At 62.3% G+C, this 17,280-nt stretch carries 16 protein-coding genes; 10 read left to right on the top strand and 6 right to left on the bottom strand.

The window, feature by feature from the left end; genetic code table 11:
• Positions 1-97 precede the first annotated feature (97 nt).
• The gene (gene uvrB / locus RGV33_RS10775) at positions 98-2,113 is read right to left on the bottom strand and encodes an excinuclease ABC subunit UvrB (RefSeq protein ID WP_322144259.1); all 2,016 of its coding nucleotides are present in this window, start codon (positions 2,111-2,113) and stop codon (positions 98-100) included.
• Positions 2,114-2,455: 342 nt separating this feature from the next.
• On the opposite strand from uvrB, the gene RGV33_RS10770 reads away from it, so the two are divergent.
• Positions 2,456-3,652 carry an amino acid aminotransferase gene (locus RGV33_RS10770; RefSeq protein WP_322144258.1) on the top strand — a complete coding sequence of 399 codons (1,197 nt, stop codon included), beginning with the start codon at positions 2,456-2,458 and terminating at the stop codon, positions 3,650-3,652.
• Positions 3,653-3,974: 322 nt separating this feature from the next.
• Positions 3,975-4,184: a hypothetical protein gene (locus tag RGV33_RS10765; protein ID WP_322144257.1), complete on the top strand. Its 210-nt coding sequence runs from the start codon at positions 3,975-3,977 to the stop codon at positions 4,182-4,184.
• A 959-nt stretch (positions 4,185-5,143) separates the two neighbouring features.
• Here the strand turns inward: RGV33_RS10765 and ptrR are convergent.
• Positions 5,144-6,019 (bottom strand): putrescine utilization regulator PtrR, encoded by an 876-nt coding sequence (gene ptrR / locus RGV33_RS10760; RefSeq protein ID WP_322144256.1) that lies wholly within the window; start codon positions 6,017-6,019, stop codon positions 5,144-5,146.
• A 104-nt stretch (positions 6,020-6,123) separates the two neighbouring features.
• On the opposite strand from ptrR, the gene RGV33_RS10755 reads away from it, so the two are divergent.
• On the top strand, positions 6,124-7,515 hold the full coding sequence (locus tag RGV33_RS10755) for an aldehyde dehydrogenase family protein (protein WP_322144255.1): 1,392 nt from the start codon (positions 6,124-6,126) through the stop codon (positions 7,513-7,515).
• Between the two features lie 34 nt (positions 7,516-7,549).
• Here RGV33_RS10755 and RGV33_RS10750 read toward each other — a convergent pair whose 3' ends face one another.
• On the bottom strand, positions 7,550-8,188 hold the full coding sequence (locus RGV33_RS10750) for a TetR family transcriptional regulator (RefSeq protein ID WP_322144254.1): 639 nt from the start codon (positions 8,186-8,188) through the stop codon (positions 7,550-7,552).
• Between the two features lie 129 nt (positions 8,189-8,317).
• Here RGV33_RS10750 and RGV33_RS10745 point away from each other — a divergent pair, with 129 nt between their 5' ends.
• From RGV33_RS10745 to RGV33_RS10735, 3 genes are all read left to right on the top strand, one after another.
• Positions 8,318-8,974 (top strand): O-methyltransferase, encoded by a 657-nt coding sequence (locus RGV33_RS10745; RefSeq protein WP_322144253.1) that lies wholly within the window; start codon positions 8,318-8,320, stop codon positions 8,972-8,974.
• A gap of 92 nt (positions 8,975-9,066) precedes the next feature.
• On the top strand, positions 9,067-10,278 hold the full coding sequence (locus tag RGV33_RS10740) for a YeeE/YedE family protein (RefSeq protein WP_322144252.1): 1,212 nt from the start codon (positions 9,067-9,069) through the stop codon (positions 10,276-10,278).
• 26 nt (positions 10,279-10,304) lie between these two features.
• Positions 10,305-10,745 carry a bifunctional diaminohydroxyphosphoribosylaminopyrimidine deaminase/5-amino-6-(5-phosphoribosylamino)uracil reductase RibD gene (locus RGV33_RS10735; RefSeq protein WP_322144251.1) on the top strand — a complete coding sequence of 147 codons (441 nt, stop codon included), beginning with the start codon at positions 10,305-10,307 and terminating at the stop codon, positions 10,743-10,745.
• A 164-nt stretch (positions 10,746-10,909) separates the two neighbouring features.
• Here RGV33_RS10735 and RGV33_RS10730 read toward each other — a convergent pair whose 3' ends face one another.
• On the bottom strand, positions 10,910-11,257 hold the full coding sequence (locus tag RGV33_RS10730) for a c-type cytochrome (RefSeq protein ID WP_416152116.1): 348 nt from the start codon (positions 11,255-11,257) through the stop codon (positions 10,910-10,912).
• A gap of 204 nt (positions 11,258-11,461) precedes the next feature.
• Here RGV33_RS10730 and RGV33_RS10725 point away from each other — a divergent pair, with 204 nt between their 5' ends.
• The gene (locus RGV33_RS10725) at positions 11,462-11,938 is read left to right on the top strand and encodes a hypothetical protein (RefSeq protein ID WP_322144250.1); all 477 of its coding nucleotides are present in this window, start codon (positions 11,462-11,464) and stop codon (positions 11,936-11,938) included.
• Here RGV33_RS10725 and RGV33_RS10720 read toward each other — a convergent pair.
• Positions 11,935-12,828, bottom strand: a complete 894-nt coding sequence (locus RGV33_RS10720; protein WP_322148651.1) for an alpha/beta hydrolase — start codon at positions 12,826-12,828, stop codon at positions 11,935-11,937. The two genes, RGV33_RS10725 and RGV33_RS10720, sit on opposite strands and share 4 nt — an antisense overlap.
• 188 nt (positions 12,829-13,016) lie before the next feature.
• Between RGV33_RS10720 and RGV33_RS10715 the strand changes: the two genes are divergently transcribed.
• From RGV33_RS10715 to RGV33_RS10705, 3 genes are read left to right on the top strand one after another with little or no spacing between them, the layout of a single operon-like run.
• Positions 13,017-14,435: an FAD-binding oxidoreductase gene (locus tag RGV33_RS10715; protein ID WP_322144249.1), complete on the top strand. Its 1,419-nt coding sequence runs from the start codon at positions 13,017-13,019 to the stop codon at positions 14,433-14,435.
• A 44-nt stretch (positions 14,436-14,479) separates the two neighbouring features.
• Positions 14,480-15,418, top strand: coding sequence for a LysR family transcriptional regulator (locus tag RGV33_RS10710; protein ID WP_322144248.1), 939 nt, complete (start codon positions 14,480-14,482; stop codon positions 15,416-15,418).
• A 55-nt stretch (positions 15,419-15,473) separates the two neighbouring features.
• Positions 15,474-16,826 (top strand): MFS transporter, encoded by a 1,353-nt coding sequence (locus tag RGV33_RS10705; protein ID WP_322144247.1) that lies wholly within the window; start codon positions 15,474-15,476, stop codon positions 16,824-16,826.
• Here the strand turns inward: RGV33_RS10705 and tspO are convergent.
• Positions 16,776-17,216: a tryptophan-rich sensory protein TspO gene (gene tspO / locus RGV33_RS10700; RefSeq protein WP_322148650.1), complete on the bottom strand. Its 441-nt coding sequence runs from the start codon at positions 17,214-17,216 to the stop codon at positions 16,776-16,778. The two genes, RGV33_RS10705 and tspO, sit on opposite strands and share 51 nt — an antisense overlap.
• Between the last annotated feature and the right edge of the window lie 64 nt (positions 17,217-17,280).

Genomic DNA, 17,280 nt, shown 5'->3' with positions numbered 1-17,280 from the left:
GCAAGCCAGCTCCCACAGTAGACCGAGTTGTTCAGGAGAACACCGATCAATGTAGGAGCTGGCTTGACTGCGATGAGGCCAGACCCGTCACCGCAAATCAGACAGCCAACAGACGCTCGCGCAACTTGCCAATCTCATCGCGCATCTGCGCCGCCGCTTCAAACTCCAGGTCCCGCGCCAACTGGTACATCTTCTCTTCCAACTGACGGATACGCTTGGTGATCTCGCTCGGCGAACGCAGTTGCGCTTCGTACTTGGCGTTCTCCTCGGCAGCCTTGGCCATGCCCTTGCGCTTCTTGCTGCGCGAGCCCGGCACGGTCGCGCCTTCCATGATATCGGCCACGTCCTTGAACACGCCCTTGGGCGTGATGCCATGTTCCAGGTTGTAGGCAATCTGCTTGTCGCGACGACGCTCGGTCTCGCCAATCGCGCGCTCCATGGAACCGGTAATGCGGTCTGCATACAGAATCGCCCGGCCATTGAGGTTGCGCGCGGCCCGGCCAATCGTCTGGATCAACGAACGCTCGGAACGCAGGAAGCCTTCCTTGTCGGCATCCAGAATCGCCACCAGCGACACTTCCGGCATATCCAAACCTTCGCGCAGCAGGTTGATCCCCACCAGCACATCGAAAGCGCCCAGGCGCAGGTCGCGGATGATTTCCACGCGCTCCACGGTGTCGATGTCCGAGTGCAAATACCGCACGCGCACGCCGTGGTCGGCCAGGTAGTCGGTCAAGTCTTCGGACATGCGCTTGGTCAGCGTGGTGACCAACACCCGCTCTTCCAGCGCCACGCGTTTGCCGATCTCCGACAGCAGGTCGTCGACCTGGGTCAGCGCCGGGCGGATTTCAATTTGCGGGTCTACCAGGCCGGTCGGGCGCACCAGCTGCTCAACCACACGCCCGGCATGTTCAGCCTCATAGTTACCGGGCGTGGCCGAGACAAAAATCGTCTGTGGGCTGATGCCTTCGAACTCGTCGAAACGCATCGGCCGGTTATCCAGCGCCGACGGCAGGCGGAAGCCATATTCCACCAAGGTTTCTTTACGTGAACGGTCACCTTTGTACATCGCGCCTACTTGCGGCACGCTGACGTGGGACTCGTCGATCACCAGCAAGGCGTCATCCGGCAGGTAGTCAAACAAGGTAGGCGGCGCCTGCCCGGATTCGCGACCAGAGAGGTAGCGCGAGTAGTTTTCGATGCCGTTGCAGTAGCCCAGCTCAAGGATCATCTCCAGGTCGAAGCGGGTGCGCTGCTCCAGGCGCTGGGCTTCCACCAGTTTGTTGTTGGAACGCAGGTATTCCAGGCGCTCTACCAACTCGCCCTTGATGCCCTCGATGGCGCCCATCAGGGTTTCACGCGGGGTCACATAGTGGCTTTTCGGGTAGAAGGTGAAGCGCGGCAGCTTGCGGATCACCTCGCCGGTCAACGGGTCGAAGGCCGACAGGCTCTCGACTTCATCGTCGAACAGTTCGATGCGGATCGCTTCCAGGTCCGATTCCGCCGGGTAGATGTCGATCACATCGCCACGCACGCGGAAACTCGCCCGGGCAAAGTCCATGTCGTTGCGGGTGTATTGCAGGCTGGTCAGGCGGCGCAGCAGTTCGCGCTGGTCGAGTTTGTCGCCGCGGTCGACGTGCAGCACCATCTTCAAATAGGTTTCCGGGCTGCCCAGGCCGTAGATGCACGACACTGTGGTGACGATAATCGCGTCCTTGCGCTCCAGCAGCGCCTTGGTCGCCGACAGTCGCATCTGCTCGATGTGGTCGTTGATCGAGGCGTCTTTCTCGATAAAGGTGTCGGACGACGGTACGTACGCTTCCGGCTGGTAGTAGTCGTAGTAGGAAACGAAATACTCCACCGCGTTGTTCGGGAAGAACGCCTTGAACTCGCCATACAACTGCGCGGCCAGGGTCTTGTTCGGCGCCAGCACCAGGGTTGGGCGGTTCACCTGGGCGATCACGTTGGCAATGCTGAAAGTCTTGCCGGAGCCGGTCACGCCGAGCAAGGTCTGGTGCGCCAGGCCGGCCTCGATGCCTTCGACCATCAGGCGGATGGCTTCCGGTTGATCGCCGGCGGGCTCAAAGCGGGTGACTAGCTGGAAATCCGACATAACGTACCTCTTGAGTCACCCCGGGGCCGGAAAAAGCGACGGGGACGAAAAGACCGCGACCCGCGACGGTTCGGCGCAGGCTGCAGGAAAAAACCATGATAGCTGTAGAAGTGGAGGCGAATGTGATGGGTTTCAAGGCAATCGTCCTACATGCCGTTGGTCACCCATGTTGCAATAAGACTAACGGTCGGTAAATAAACCGAAAAACTTGGCCGAAAAGCCGTTTCGGCTGTCGCAGTGCGCACTGATGGCCTCTATACTAGCTCCCCGTTTGTGCACCGCTCTAGTGCATTCGGCTGGAGCGCGACACGTCCCTCCACTCTCTATAGAGCTGCCGCAAAAATGAGCCTGTTCTCCGCTGTCGAAATGGCACCACGCGATCCAATCCTGGGCCTCAACGAAGCATTCAACGCCGATACCCGAACCACCAAGGTCAACCTTGGCGTGGGCGTTTACTGCAACGAAGAGGGGAAGATTCCACTCTTGCGTGCCGTTGCCGAAGCGGAAGCCATTCGAGTGGCGCAACACGCCGCCCGTGGCTACTTGCCGATCGACGGTATCGTCGCCTACGACCAGGCCGTGCAAAAGCTGTTGTTTGGCGCTGAGTCGCCACTGATCAGCTCCGGCCGCGTGATCACCGCCCAAGCCGTCGGCGGCACCGGCGCCCTGAAAATCGGCGCAGACTTCCTCAAGCAACTGCTGCCCAACGCCGTCGTCGCCATCAGCGACCCGAGCTGGGAAAACCACCAGGCACTGTTTGAAAAAGCCGGTTTCCCGGTACAAACCTATCGTTACTACGACGCGGCCACCCACGACGTCAACCGCGCCGGCCTGCTGGAAGACCTCAACGCCCTGCCGCCACAGTCCATCGTGGTGCTGCACGCGTGCTGCCACAACCCGACCGGCGTCGACCTGAGCCCGGCGGACTGGCAACAAGTGCTGGACGTGGTCAAGGCGAAAAACCTCGTACCGTTCCTCGACATGGCCTACCAGGGCTTTGGCGACGGCATCGACGAAGACGCTGCTGCGGTGCGCCTGTTCGCCGAGTCGGGCCTGACCTTCTTTGTGTCCAGCTCGTTCTCCAAGTCGTTCTCGCTGTACGGCGAGCGTGTTGGCGCCCTGTCCATCGTCACCGACTCCAAGGAAGAAAGCGCGCGCATCCTGTCCCAGGTCAAGCGTGTGATCCGCACCAACTACTCCAACCCGCCAACCCATGGCGCGGCGATTGTGGCAGCGGTGCTGAACAACCCTGAGCTGCGCGCCCAGTGGGAAGCAGAACTCGCCGAAATGCGCCTGCGCATTCGCGGCATGCGCGAGCAGATGGTGGCTGAACTGGCCAAGGCAGCTCCCGGCCACGACTTCAGCTTCGTCGGGCGCCAGCGCGGGATGTTCTCCTACTCCGGCCTCAGCGTTGAGCAAGTGACCCGCCTGCGCAACGAGTTTGGCATCTACGCGCTGGACACTGGCCGCATCTGTGTGGCGGCGTTGAACCAGGCGAACATCGGTGCGGTGACCAAGGCCATCGTTCAGGTGCTGTAAGCCTGTTGTGATGCAAAAAAGGGGAAGCCGGTGGCTTCCCCTTTTTGTTGCTGAAACACTCTTTTGTGAACACCGAACCTGTGGTGAGGGGGCTTGTCCCCCGTTGGGTGCGCAGCGGCCAGAAAAACCTGCCACCGTGAACTTTCTGAATGAATGCGGTGCCTGAATCAGGGCCGCTTCGCAGCCCAACGGGGGACAAGCCCCCTCACCACAGGGTAAGTGGGTTGCCTTAACAAATAGGGCATGGCCCCTAAAAATTCGCTGCTTTCAGTCCGCTACCCCTAGACTGACAGCAAGACAGTCCCTTCCCCTTGAGTAGCCTATGAGAAACGACGACCTGGACCTGCGTGCCGACCGCGACGAGCTGGACCACTTCACCCCGCGCCCACCACCGGCCAAGCGTCAGAAAAGCCTGGTGCTGCAAGTCGCCCTCGGCGTATTCCTCGGCGGTTTGGCCCTGTGGCTGGTGCAACTGGGTGCCGGCGCACTGATCGCCAAACTGGCCATGGGCACCCTGCAATTTGGCGGCTGACCAAGACCACATGTGGGAGCCGTCGAGCTTTAGCGAGGCCGCGATAGCGGTGGGTCAGGCACCCTCACTGTCGCCTGTGCCGACCTCATCGCAGCCTCGCTAAGGCTCGACAGCTCCCACAGAAAACCTGTGCGACTGATACAACTGGGTGCTGGCGCACTGATCGCCAAACTGGCCATGGGCACCCTGCAATTTGGCGGCTGACCAAGACCACATGTGGGAGCCGTCGAGCCTTAGCGAGGCCGCGATAGCGGTGGGTCAGGCACCCTCACTGTCGCCTGTGCCGACGTCATCGCAGCCTCGCTAAGGCTCGACAGCTCCCACAGAAAACCTGTGTGGCTGGTGCAACTGGGTGCCGGCGCACTGATCGCCAAACTGGCCATGGGCACCCTGCAATTTGGCGGCTGACCAAGACCACATGTGGGAGCCGTCGAGCTTTAGCGAGGCCGCGATAGCGGTGGGTCAGGCACCCTCCCTGTCGCCTGTGCCGACCTCATCGCAGCCTCGCTAAAGCTCGACAGCTCCCACAGAAAACCTGTGTGACTGAAACACCTGGGTGCTGGCGCACTGATGGCCAAACTGGCCATGGGCACCCTGCAATTTGGCGGCTGACCAAGACCACATGTGGGAGCCGTCGAGCCTTAGCGAGGCCGCGATAGCGGTGGGTCAGGCACCCTCACTGTCGCCTGTGCCGACGTCATCGCAGCCTCGCTAAAGCTCGACAGCTCCCACAGGGGGCCTATTTCGCCTTCAGTCCGCTCTCTTCCGGCAACTACGGTTTGTGCAACTCGGTGCAAGCAGACACCCTGCAATTTGGCGATTAACTCCCTGAGTTGAACTTCCCGTAGCAGCTGTCGAGCCCCAGCGAGGCTGCGTCAGGCGCGACTCGGTTTGAGTGTATGACTCGATAGCGGCAGCGCGGCCAACGCAGCCTCGCTGGGGCTCGACAGCTGCTACGGCTACGATGCCAGGGCCAGGCCGCGCTCTTCCAGCAATCGCACAAAACTGTTCAAACTCTGCGACACCGTGCCCCGCCGCCAGATCAGCCAGGTGTTCAAAACCCGGAACGTATCCGTCAGCGGCCACACACTCACCGCCGTAAACCCCGGCATGCTCTCCAGCATGCTGCGCGGCATCAGCGCCAACCCGGCACCGGCGCTCACGCACGCCAGCATCCCGTGGTAAGACTCCATCTCGAAGATCTTCCCCGGCACCGCCCCGTCCTGGGAAAACCAACGCTCAAAATGATGCCGGTACGAACAGTTCGAGCGAAAGGTATAGATGCTCTCCCCGCTCACATCCCGCCCCCGGGTGATCGGCGCGTGGTGCAGCGGCGCAATTACCACCATCTCTTCCTCAAACACCGCCACGCCTTCCAGCGTTGCGTGCAACACCGGCCCATCGACAAACGCCGCCGCCAGCCGCCCCGACAACACGCCCTCGATCATCGTCCCGGACGGCCCGGTGGTCAGGTCCAGCTCAACCTTGGCGTGCTTCTGGTTATACGCCGCGAGCAATGCCGGGATCCGCACCGCCGCCGTACTCTCCAGCGAGCCCAACGCAAACGCGCCCTGGGGCTCCTCCCCCGCCACCGTCGCCCGGGCCTCTTGCACCAGGTCGAGGATGCGCCGGGCATAGCCGAGGAAATTCCACCCGGCCGGCGATAACCGCAGCCGGCTCTTCTCGCGAATAAACAAATCCACGCCCAGGTCCTGCTCCAACTGCTTGATCCGCGTGGTCAGGTTCGACGGCACCCGATGGATCAATTGCGCCGCGGCGCTGATGCTGCCTTGCTCGGCAACGGCTTTGAAAATTTCCAGCTGGACCAGATCCAAGTAATTCTCCAAACGTGAATGTATTGCTTAATATTATTCAGTTTCCGAAAAAGATACAGCCCCGTACGCTGGCCTCCATCCCATTCACTGCGCAGGACGGTGCCATGAACTCCATTTCTTCCCAGACCCATGCCTTGTCGATCAACCCCGCCAACGGTGAAACGGTCGCCAGCTACCCGTATGAAACCGAGGCGCAGCTGGATGCCGCCCTCACCCGCTCCATCAACGCCTTCCGCCATGGGCGCAACACACCCGTCGCCCAGCGCGCCGAACTGCTGCTGGCCCTGGCCAGCACCCTGCGCGACCAGGCCGAAGAAATGGCCCAAATGATCACCCTGGAAATGGGCAAACCCATCGCCCAGGCCCGTGGCGAAATCGAAAAATGCGCGCAACTGGCCGAGTGGTACGCCGCCCACGGCCCGGCTATGCTCGCCCCGGAAGCCACCCTGGTGGACAACGGCACCGCGCAAATCGAATACCGCCCATTGGGACCAATCCTCGCCGTGATGCCGTGGAACTTCCCGGTGTGGCAAGTGCTGCGTGGCGCCGTGCCGACCATGCTCAGCGGCAACACCTACGTGCTCAAACACGCACCTAACGTGATGGGCAGCGCGTACCTGATGAAACAAGCCTTCCAACGCGCCGGTTTCGCCGATGGCCTATTCGAAGTGATCAACGTCACCCCGGACGGCGTGTCCAAAGCCATCGCCGACCCACGCATCGCCGCCGTGACCCTCACCGGCAGCGTGCGTGCCGGCATGGCCATCGGCTCACAGGCCGGTGCCGCGCTGAAGAAATGCGTACTGGAACTGGGCGGCTCCGACCCGTTCATCGTGCTCAACGACGCCAACCTCGACGAAGCCGTGCAAGCCGCCCTGATCGGCCGCTTCCAGAACTCCGGCCAGGTGTGCGCCGCCGCCAAGCGCCTGATCATCGAAGAAGGTGTAGTTGAAGCCTTCACCGCCAAATTCCTCGAAGCCAGCCGCAACCTGGTGATGGGCGACCCGACCGCCGCCGAGACCTACATCGGCCCGATGGCCCGTTTCGACCTGCGGGACGAACTCGACGGCCAGGTCCAGGCCACCCTGGCCGAAGGCGCCACCTTGCTGCTGGGCGGCAATAAAGTCGAAGGCGCGGGCAACTACTACGCCCCCACCGTGCTGGCCAACGTCACCGACCAGATGACCTCGTTCAAACAGGAACTGTTCGGGCCGGTCGCCTCCATCATCACCGCCCGCGATGCGGACCACGCCGTGGCACTGGCCAACGACAGTGAATTCGGCCTCACCGCAAGTGTGTTCACCACCGACCCAGAGAAGGCGCGCCACATCGCCAATCACCTGGAAACCGGCGGGATCTTCATCAACGCCTACAGCGTATCCGACCCTCGGGTCTCGTTTGGCGGTGTGAAGAAGAGTGGATTTGGGCGGGAGTTGTCGCACTTTGGTGTGCGGGAATTCTGCAACGCGCAGACCGTGTGGCTGAACCGCCGTTAAGGCAAGCGCTTCAAACGATGGCCCGCCCTGCGGGTCATCGTGCTGTTTGGTTCAGCACTCTCACGTAAGCGCTGAACATATCCGCCATCGCGTCCGCGTAGGCGGTAATTTGCGCCTCGGTGCGCGGGCTTCCCGAGAACTCCTTGCCCACCGAACTGAAGGTGGTGACGATCAAGTCGCACGCCAGGGCGCGAGCGGCGTCAGGCACCTGCGGCACCAATTCGAGCATGAACGTCTGGAAGATCTGTTGCCCTCCCGCCCGCACCTCATGGGCTTCAGGCGCGTCACGGTACAGCGGTGCCGCGTCGCTCAGGGCGACCCGCATCTGCGCCTCCTCACACTCCGAACGAATAAACGCATGCACCAGGGTGCGCAGTCGCTCAAGAGGCGGACGGCTCACGTCCTCCAGGATCCGACTGAGCATTTGCGAGGTTTGCTGCCATTCATCCGTCTGCAGCCGGAACAGGATGGCCGCCTTGTTGGGGAAGTATTGGTACACCGAGCCCACACTCACGCCGGCCCTTTGCGCGACCCGGGCGGTGGTGAAACGGCTGGCGCCTTCCTTGGCCAAAACCTGAATAGCCGCTTCGAGAATGGCCGACACCAACTCGGTGGATCGCGCCTGTTTGGGCTCTTTGCGTGAGGAAATCTGCGAGGTCTGGCGGTCGGTCATGGGGCATGCCTGCTGCGGTTCGAATGCGAATAGCGAATGTGACGAATTGTTCGCATACTTTAAATGCGACGAATCATTCGCATACTAGCCCGGCGCCTCACGGTGCTCAACCTGCAACAGGACATCCCCATGAATACGCTTACCTCGGCCCCGATGGCGGCCCTGATTGAACGGCTGTACGCACAGGCGAATGCCGTCACCAGCCCCATCCTCAATACTGTGACACCTGAAGAACGCGATCGCCTGATGCGCAGCAAAACCGACTACCTGGAACTCTACGGTCTGCTGAAAGACCTGTGGCTGCCAGTCTCCCGCGACACCGGCACCCTGCTGTACATGCTGGCACGCAGCGCAAAAGCCCGGGCCATTGTCGAGTTCGGCACCTCGTTCGGCCTGTCCACCCTGCACCTGGCGGCCGCCCTGCGGGACAACGGCGGCGGCGCGCTGATCACCAGTGAGTTCGAGCCTTCGAAGATCGCCCTGGCGCGCCAACACCTGGAGCAAGGCGGCGTGAGCGACCTCGTCGATATCCGCCATGGCGATGCCCTGGTCACCCTGGCCTGCGGCCTGCCCGACAGCGTCGACCTGCTGCTGCTCGACGGCGCCAAAGCCTTGTATGGCGATGTACTGAACCTGGTGGAAAGCCGCCTCAAGCCCGGCGCGTTGATCGTCGCCGACAACACCGACTACTGCCCCGACTACCTGGCCCGTGTGCGCTCGCCGGCAAACGGCTACCTGTCGGTGCCGATTGGCGACGACGTCGAGTTGTCCGTACGCCTGGGCTGATGCTCTTCATTGGAGGATTCGAGGCGCCAGTGGGAGAGCGCCGGGTTTATACTCGGCGCCTCGCATTTAACCCACACGAACCGAGATACCCGATGAGCCTTTCCCTCTCCACAACCCCTGCGCGCAAGCCGGTCGCGCCACTGCTGGCATTCGCCATCCTGGTGCTGGGCGCCGCCTTCCTGCAAAACAGCGTGGGCTCGCGCCAGGTGCTGTTGCTGGTGGTCGGCGCCGCGCTGGGCCTCACGCTGTACCACGCCGCTTTCGGCTTTACCTCGGCCTGGCGGGTGTTCATCACCGACCGGCGTGGCGCGGGTTTGCGCGCGCAGATGGTGATGCTGGCGATTGCCGTGGTGCTGTTCTTCCCTGCGCTGGGGGCCGGCACGTTGTTCGGCCAACCCGTGGTCGGGCTGGTGGCGCCGGCCGGGGTTTCGGTGGTGTTCGGGGCATTTATCTTCGGCATCGGCATGCAACTGGGCGGCGGTTGTGCGTCTGGCACCCTGTTCACTGTGGGCGGCGGTAACGCGCGCATGCTGGTGACGCTGTTCTTCTTTATCTGTGGTTCGTTGATTGCCACCCACCACGTCGACTGGTGGTTCTCGTTGCCGTCGTTCCCGGCGGTGTCCATCGTCAAAAGCTTCGGCGTAGTACCGGCCTTGCTGTTGAGCCTGGCGGTGTTCGCGATCATCGCGGCAGTCACCGTGCGCCTCGAAAAAGGCCGTCACGGGCAACTCGAAGCCGGCGTGACCAGCGAACACCAGGGCCTGCGCCGTTTCCTACGTGGGCCATGGCCATTGGTGTGGGGCGCGATTGGCTTGGCCCTGCTCAACTACGCCACCCTGGCACTGGCCGGGCGGCCGTGGGGCATTACTTCGGCGTTCGCGCTGTGGGGCGCCAAGGTCGCCAGCGGGTTGGGTGTGGACGTGGGCAGCTGGGTGTTCTGGCAGATGCCGGGCAATGCCAAAGCATTGGCAGCGCCGGTGTGGGAAGACGTCACCAGCGTGATGGACATCGGCATCATCCTGGGTGCGCTGTTGGCGGCGGGCCTCGCAGGACGTTTTGCCCCAAGCCTGAAGATTCCGGCACGCTCGCTGTTCGCCGCGGTGATCGGTGGCTTGCTGTTGGGTTACGGCTCGCGACTGGCGTACGGCTGCAATATCGGCGCGTATTTTAGCGGGATTGCGTCGGGCAGCCTGCATGGCTGGGTATGGTTGGTGGCGGCGTTTATCGGTAACAGCGTGGGTGTGCGGTTGCGGCCGTTTTTCTTTGCGGGCGAGCGTCCGCAGGTGGCGTTGAGCGGGTGCTAAGGCACGACTAACAGGATCACGAAGACATGCCCACCCCATCCTCCAATGCCGACTTCATGCGCCTCGCCCTCGCCCAGGGCCGCCTGGCGCTGCCCAAGTGCCTGCCAAACCCACCAGTGGGTTGCGTGTTGGTGAGGGGTAACGCGGTGATCAGCCAAGGCTATACACAACCGCCGGGGCTGCATCACGCGGAGGCAATGGCGCTGGGCAACGTGTCCGGTGATTGCTCCGGGGTAAGTGCATTCGTGACGTTGGAGCCCTGCTCCTTTCACGGCCGCACGCCGTCCTGTGCGCTGGCCTTGATCAACAGCGGTGTCGAGAAAGTGTTTGTTGCGATGCTGGATCCCGACCCGCGTAACTCGGGAGCGGGCATAAAAATGCTGCAGGACGCGGGGATTACCGTGGAGGTGGGCTTGCTGGCAGAGGACGCGGTCAAGGACCTGGCCGAGTTTCTGGTGCGCAAGTAGGAGCCGGCTCGCCGGCGATGGTCGCCAACGATGACGCTGGTACGCTGGATGAACGCAGCGCTCTCGGATTTTTCGCCGGCAAGCCGGCTCCTACAGGGGAAGGCCCGCCCTCGCGAAAAGCCTTGGAGAGCCCCAACACCTGCCGCGAGACTTTCCTCTCAACATCATCGGCTTTTTGAAATCACTCCACTCATGTACTCGTTCAAATCGCGAAAGTCCTGAACCTTCCAGGTGAACGGTGACAGCTTTACACCGTTCTCCCGCAACGTTCTTGGAATCAGGTCGCCATTTGGACGAAGGATGATGGATGACACAATAACGCCCGGATAATCATTCAGGCGTTTCTTGAAACTGGCCGTTATCAGGTCAGGCGTAGGCGGATTGCTTTTATTCGCCAAGGGTCCCGTCCCTTTGATATCCGCGCCGTGGCACATGGCGCATCGCTGCAGATAAATGTTTTTGCCGTTCACATTTTCCGCAAAAGACAGTGATGTTTGAACGAGCGCCAACATCCCCAACGAAGCGATGAATACTATTTTTGCTTTCACTGTTCCCTGTGACCTTGTTATATAAACCGGATGATTTTCCTTCGGGCCGCACTTGCTTGCAAGGATCGCCCAGAGAAACCAATGAACACTCAGCATGGAGCGAGTCGATTGAAAGCCGTTAGATTCCTGGCCCTTTTAGCCCTGCCACTGTTTTGCGGGTGCTCTACCATGGGCGCCCTCAAATCCTTTACCACCGCGTATCACGAGCCGCAAAACCCGACCACCAGCAGACTTAGGGTGATCACTGATCAGGTCGTGCGGCTGGTACCCGGCAGCACCTGCATCAACTGGGATTTGCCGGGGGCCGGCTCGGTCAACTCAAGGAGCCTAGCCCCGTTGAATGATAAAACCTTCAATGACAAACGCCTGGGCATCCCCGGTGGCGAGGGTGTAAAAAACAGCTCCGAAGTGTATGTGCAACCGAACACGCCGCTGACGGTGGTGTACTCAGGTGCTGACGGAAGACATCAGTGCCTCTACAGCACTTACTTTGTGCCTGAAGCCGGCGCTGACTATGAGGCAGCCTCAGAGTACTGCACGATCGCCATTTATAAGGTCGTCAAGAATGGAGCCACAGGAGAAGTCAGCCGCGGGCTTGTTAAAAGCGCCCCGGCAAAGGTGTGCCCCTCGGTTTCCCCGATCTAAACCTCGACTCGAGCCGTTATCCACTCGCGGCTATAAGCAAGCACGCGGCTGGACATCGCCGTCGGAAAATGAATAAACCCATGGGCGGCCTGCGGGAGCAGAAACACCTCGGACCCAGCCCATCGCTCGGCCATCTGTATCGTGTCGTCGAGCAACGGGTCCAGCTCCCCCACAAACATCAGCGCCGGCGGCAGCCCGGCAAGGTCGCCGTACAGCGGTGACAACGCCGGTTCCCTGCGCTGCTCATCACTCAACCCCGGCGTCAGCAGGCGCAACGCCTCAACCATCCCGGGCCCGTCCAGCAGCAGCGTTTCGCGTCCTGCCGTGCGTACGCTCGGTGTACCGGTCAAATCGTAGACGCCGTAATACAGCACCGCCCCGCTCACCCGCGCCAGCAACTCGGGCCATTGCTTCAGCGCCAGCAATGTGGCCGCCGCCAGGTGCCCACCGGCAGATTCGCCGACGACGATCACCGGCAGGCCGGCAAACTCCTCACACTCCCCGAGCAACCAGCGCGCCGTGGCCAGGCAGTCTTCCAGAATCCCCACAACCGGTGTATTCACCGCCAGCCGGTAATCCACCGACACCACCGCCACGTCGCACGCGTTCACCATGGCAACGTTGAGGTCGTCATTCATCTGCGCATTGCCGATCACCCAGCCGCCGCCATGGATGTCCAACACCACTCCCTTGACCTTGCCCTTCGGCCGAATGATGCGCACCGGCACCGAGCCCACGTGCCGGCTTTCGGCTTGCAGGCCATGCTTGAGCAACTTGTTGCCGGCCACCATCTGGCCTGAGCGCAACAGCGCCTGGATCACCCGGGGCGTCACGCGGTTGCGGATGCGAAAACGCGGCAACCACGCCAGTTTCTGGTTGAAGCGCTGCATTTGCGCCACTTCATGTTCGTTGGCAGGCCACAGCGTATGAGTTCCCAATTCGATATTCCCTCTATCTCTAAAAGAGATGGCACCCTCTGAAATCAGCACTACACGTGTTGACCCCCGTCTGCCTAAGATAAGCACTAACTCCCCAAAATGCCGCCCTCATGCGGCGCACAAAAAAAGGAGACTGCTCGATGACCGTTCCTGCCGCCCCTGCACACCCGCCGCTGCCACAATCGCTGCTGGATGAACTGAGCCAGTTGCTCGGCAACCGGTTTTCCACTTCGGCCAGTGTGCGCGAACACCATGGCAGTGATATTTCCGCCCTCGACCCCATGCCGCCGGATGCCGTGGCCTACGCCAACAGCCTGGACGATATCGTCGCCATCAGCACCGCCTGTTATCGCCACGACGTGCCGATGATTGCCTACGGCAGCGGCACATCCCTGGAAGGCTGGCTGCAAGCGTCCCACGGCGGCATCAGCATTGACGTGTCGGGCATGGACCAGATTGTGCAGATCCGCGTCGACGACATGGACGTCACCGTGCAACCCGGCGTAACCCGCAAACAACTGAATGCCGCCCTGCACGGCACCGGGCTGTTCTTCCCGATAGACCCGGGCGCCGATGCGTCCCTGGGCGGCATGGCGGCCACCCGCGCCTCCGGCACCAACGCCGTGCGCTACGGCACCATGCGCGAAAACGTGATGGGCATGACCGCCGTGCTCGCCGACGGCCGTGTGATCCATACCGGCGGCCGGGCCCGCAAATCTTCCGCCGGCTACGACTTGACTCATTTGCTGGTGGGCTCCGGCGGCACCCTGGCAACCATCGCCGAACTGACCGTAAAGCTGCACCCGATTCCCGAGGCGATTTCGGCGGCGGTGTGCCGCTTCCCCACGGTGGACCACGCCGTACGCGCAGTGATTCAAACCATCCAGCTCGGCGTGCCCATCGCCCGCATCGAACTGCTCGACGCGCTGACCATGCAAGCCCTCAACGCCTACAGCAAAACCCAACTGCGCGAGGCGCCGTCGTTGTTCTTTGAACTGCATGGCTCCGAGGCCAGCGTGAAGGAACAGATCGAAACCGTGCGCCTGGTGGCCGACGAACAACAGGGCCTGGATTTTGAATGGGCCGTGCACCCGGAAGACCGCAGCCGTTTGTGGCAGGCGCGGCACGATGCGTACTTCGCCGCCCTCGCCCTGCGCCCCGGTTGCCGCTCGCTGACCACCGACGCCGTGGTGCCGATTTCGCGCCTGGCCGAATGCATCGAAACCACCGCCGCCGACCTCGCCGAAAATGGCTTTCTGGCACCGATTTTCGGCCATGTGGGCGACGGCAATTTTCACGCACTGATCCTGGTAGACCCGCACAACCCGGACGAAGTCGAACGCGCCGAAGCCGTGGCCCATCGCCTGGCCGAGCGCGCCATTGCCATGGGCGGCAGTTGCACTGGCGAACACGGTATCGGCCTCACCAAGCAGCACTTCATGGCGGTGGAACACGGGGCAAACGCCGTGGACGTGATGCAAGCGATCAAGGCCGCCCTGGACCCGAAACAACTGATGAACCCCGGGAAGATTTTCCCTCGCGGGCACTCGGCCGGTTAGCGCGGTACCCTCATCGGCCCCATCGGTTTGCAGGAAGCGCCCATATGGAAATCCGCCAGATCAAATACTTTGTCGCCGTGATCGATTGCGGCAGCCTGTCCCAGGCCGCGCGCCAGGTGCATGTGGCGCAATCGGCCTTGAGCAAGCAGATGTCGGCGCTGGAGCAGGAGCTGGAGGTGCAACTGTTCCATCGCAGCCACAGCGGCGTGGTGGCCAGCGAGGCCGGCAAGGTCTTCTACGAATACGCCCAAGGCATGCTCAAACACCTGACCGACGCCCGCGCCGCCGTGCGCAGCAGCCCCAACGATGTCAGCGGCTCGATCGTCGTCGCCTTGCCGCAAAGTGTCGCCACCATCCTCGCCATGCCGTTGATGCGCGCCGTGGCCGCGCGTTATCCGCAGGTGGCGTTCCACCTCAACGAAGAACTCACCGGCAACGTCATGGACCAACTGATCCATGGCCGCGTCGACCTCGCCCTGTTCACCTCCCGCGAGCTGCCGCCGCAAGTGGTGTTCGACGCACTGATCGAAGAAGACTTCTACCTGATCCACCGCGCCAACGCCCCCGACGCGCCGCCGGCCGGCGAGGTAACGCTGCAACAGGCCCTCGCCCGCCCGCTGGTATTCCCCAGCCAGGCCCATGGCCACAGCACCCGCACCCTGGTGGAACACGGGGTGAAACAGCGCGGGCTGGCGGCGGGCGAGATCGCCATGGAAGTGAACTCGGTGCACATCCTCAAAAGCGCGGTGGAGGCCGGCATTGGCTACACCATCATGCCGCTGAACCTGGCCATGCGCGAAATCGAAGACGGGCGCCTGGTGGCCCACCGCATTGCCGATGCCGAGCTGACCCGCACCCTGGGCATTTGCAGCTGCGCCTCGATGGCCGCCAGCCACCTTAAAACCCTGATCAGCGAGTTGATCCGCGAAGTCGTCCACGGCATGTGCCAGAGCGGCGACTGGCCGGGAGGCCGCGCCCGCTGACCACGCGCCACAGCGCAAAACAATCGCCCCTACAACAACAAAAAAGAGGCCCACCATGAAGCCATTAACGGCGCCCCCCGGCGACCTGCCCGACCAGGCCCTGCACTCGGCCTACCGCAAGACCGCCTGGCGGATCATCCCGCTGCTGATGGTGTGCTACCTGGTGGCCTACCTCGACCGGGTCAACGTCGGCTTCGCCAAGTTGCAGATGCTCGATGACTTGAAGTTCAGCGACGCGGTATACGGCTTCGGCGCCGGGGTATTTTTTGTCGGCTACCTGATGTTCGAGATCCCCAGCAACATCGCCCTGCACCGCTTCGGCGCCCGGCGCTGGATCGCCCGCATCATGATGACCTGGGGCCTGCTGTCGGCCGCCATGATGTTCATCGAAACCCCCATGAGCTTCTACCTGCTGCGCTTTCTGATCGGCATCGCCGAAGCGGGCTTCTTCCCGGGGATCATTTTCTACCTCACCACCTGGTTCCCCAGCCATCGCCGGGGCGTGATGATCTCCCTGTTCATCGCCGCCCTGCCGATCTCCAGCATGCTCGGCTCGCTGATCTCCGGGTTGATCATGCACACCCTCGACGGCGTGGCGGGCTACGCCGGCTGGCAGTGGCTGTTCGTGATCGAAGGCCTGCCCGCCGTGGCACTCGGTGCCGCCGTGTTCTTCCTGCTGCGCGACCGCATCGCCGATGCCCACTGGCTAAACCCCGACGAAAAGCGCGGCATGCAAGCCGCCCTCGACCGCGAAGCCCGGGAAAAGCCCCGCCATTCGGTACGCGAAGGTTTGTTGAACCCGACCATCTGGCTGCTGGGCGCGGTGTATTTCTGCCTGGTGCTGGGCCAATACGTGATCAGCTTCTGGATGCCCACCATCATCCGCAACAACGGCGTGGCCGAGCCCTGGGCCATCGGCGTGCTCAGCGCGATTCCCTACTCCGTGGCCGCCGTGAGCATGGTGCTGGTGGGCCGCAGTAGCGACCGCCACCGCGAATACCGCTGGCACCTGGCGATCTGCGCCGTGGTCGGCGCCGGGGGCGTGGTGTTCGGCACCTTGTTTGGCGACAGCCTGTGGCTGTCGATGCTCGGCCTCACCCTCGGCACCGCCGCGATGATCAGCGGCCTGCCGGTGTTCTGGGGCATGCCCACCGCCGTAGTCGGCGGTGCCGCAGCGGCGGCGGGCATTGCGCTGATCAACTCGCTGGGCAATGTGGCGGGCTTTTTCAGCACCATCGTGGTGGGCTGGTTGACCCAACTCACCGGCAACACCCAGGCGGCCATGTACTTCATGGCCGGGGCATTGGTGGTCGGCGGGTTGCTGGGCTTGAGCGTGGCACGCAAGCCCGGCGCGGCCTCAGCGGTTATTGCGCAGGATGGAAAAATTCAACGCAGCCGCAACGCTTAGCCACACCAGGTACGGGAACAGAATAAGCCCGGTGATCAAATCCAGCCGCACAGTCAGCAACACCATGGCGGCAACCACCAGCCACAGCAGCGTGATGATCACCATCCCGGCGAAAATCCGGTGGGCACCGAAGAACACGGGCGTCCACAGGGTGTTGAGCGCGATCTGCGCAGCCCATAGCGCCAGCACGATTTCGCTGCCGGGAATCAGGGTCAAGCGGTAGCCGGCCCAAGCCAGCAGCAGGTAGATGATCGTCCAGGCGACCGGGAACAGCCAGTTGGGTGGCGTGAAACCGGGTTTGACCAGGGTGGCGTACCAGTCGCCCGGTTTGAAGATGATGCCGGTGCTCGCCGCAGCACCGCAGGCCAGAAGAAAAATAAACAACGTCACCATAATCGGTCCTTAGCTGAGAGCAGCTGCCTGGAGATGAAAGCCTTGACGGCGGTTTCAAGGT

It is taken from the genome of Pseudomonas sp. Bout1, assembly GCF_034314165.1.
Taxonomy (GTDB): Bacteria; Pseudomonadota; Gammaproteobacteria; order Pseudomonadales; family Pseudomonadaceae; genus Aquipseudomonas.
Note: the sequence above shows the minus strand (reverse complement) of the source record. Positions and strands in the feature narration are given on the sequence as shown.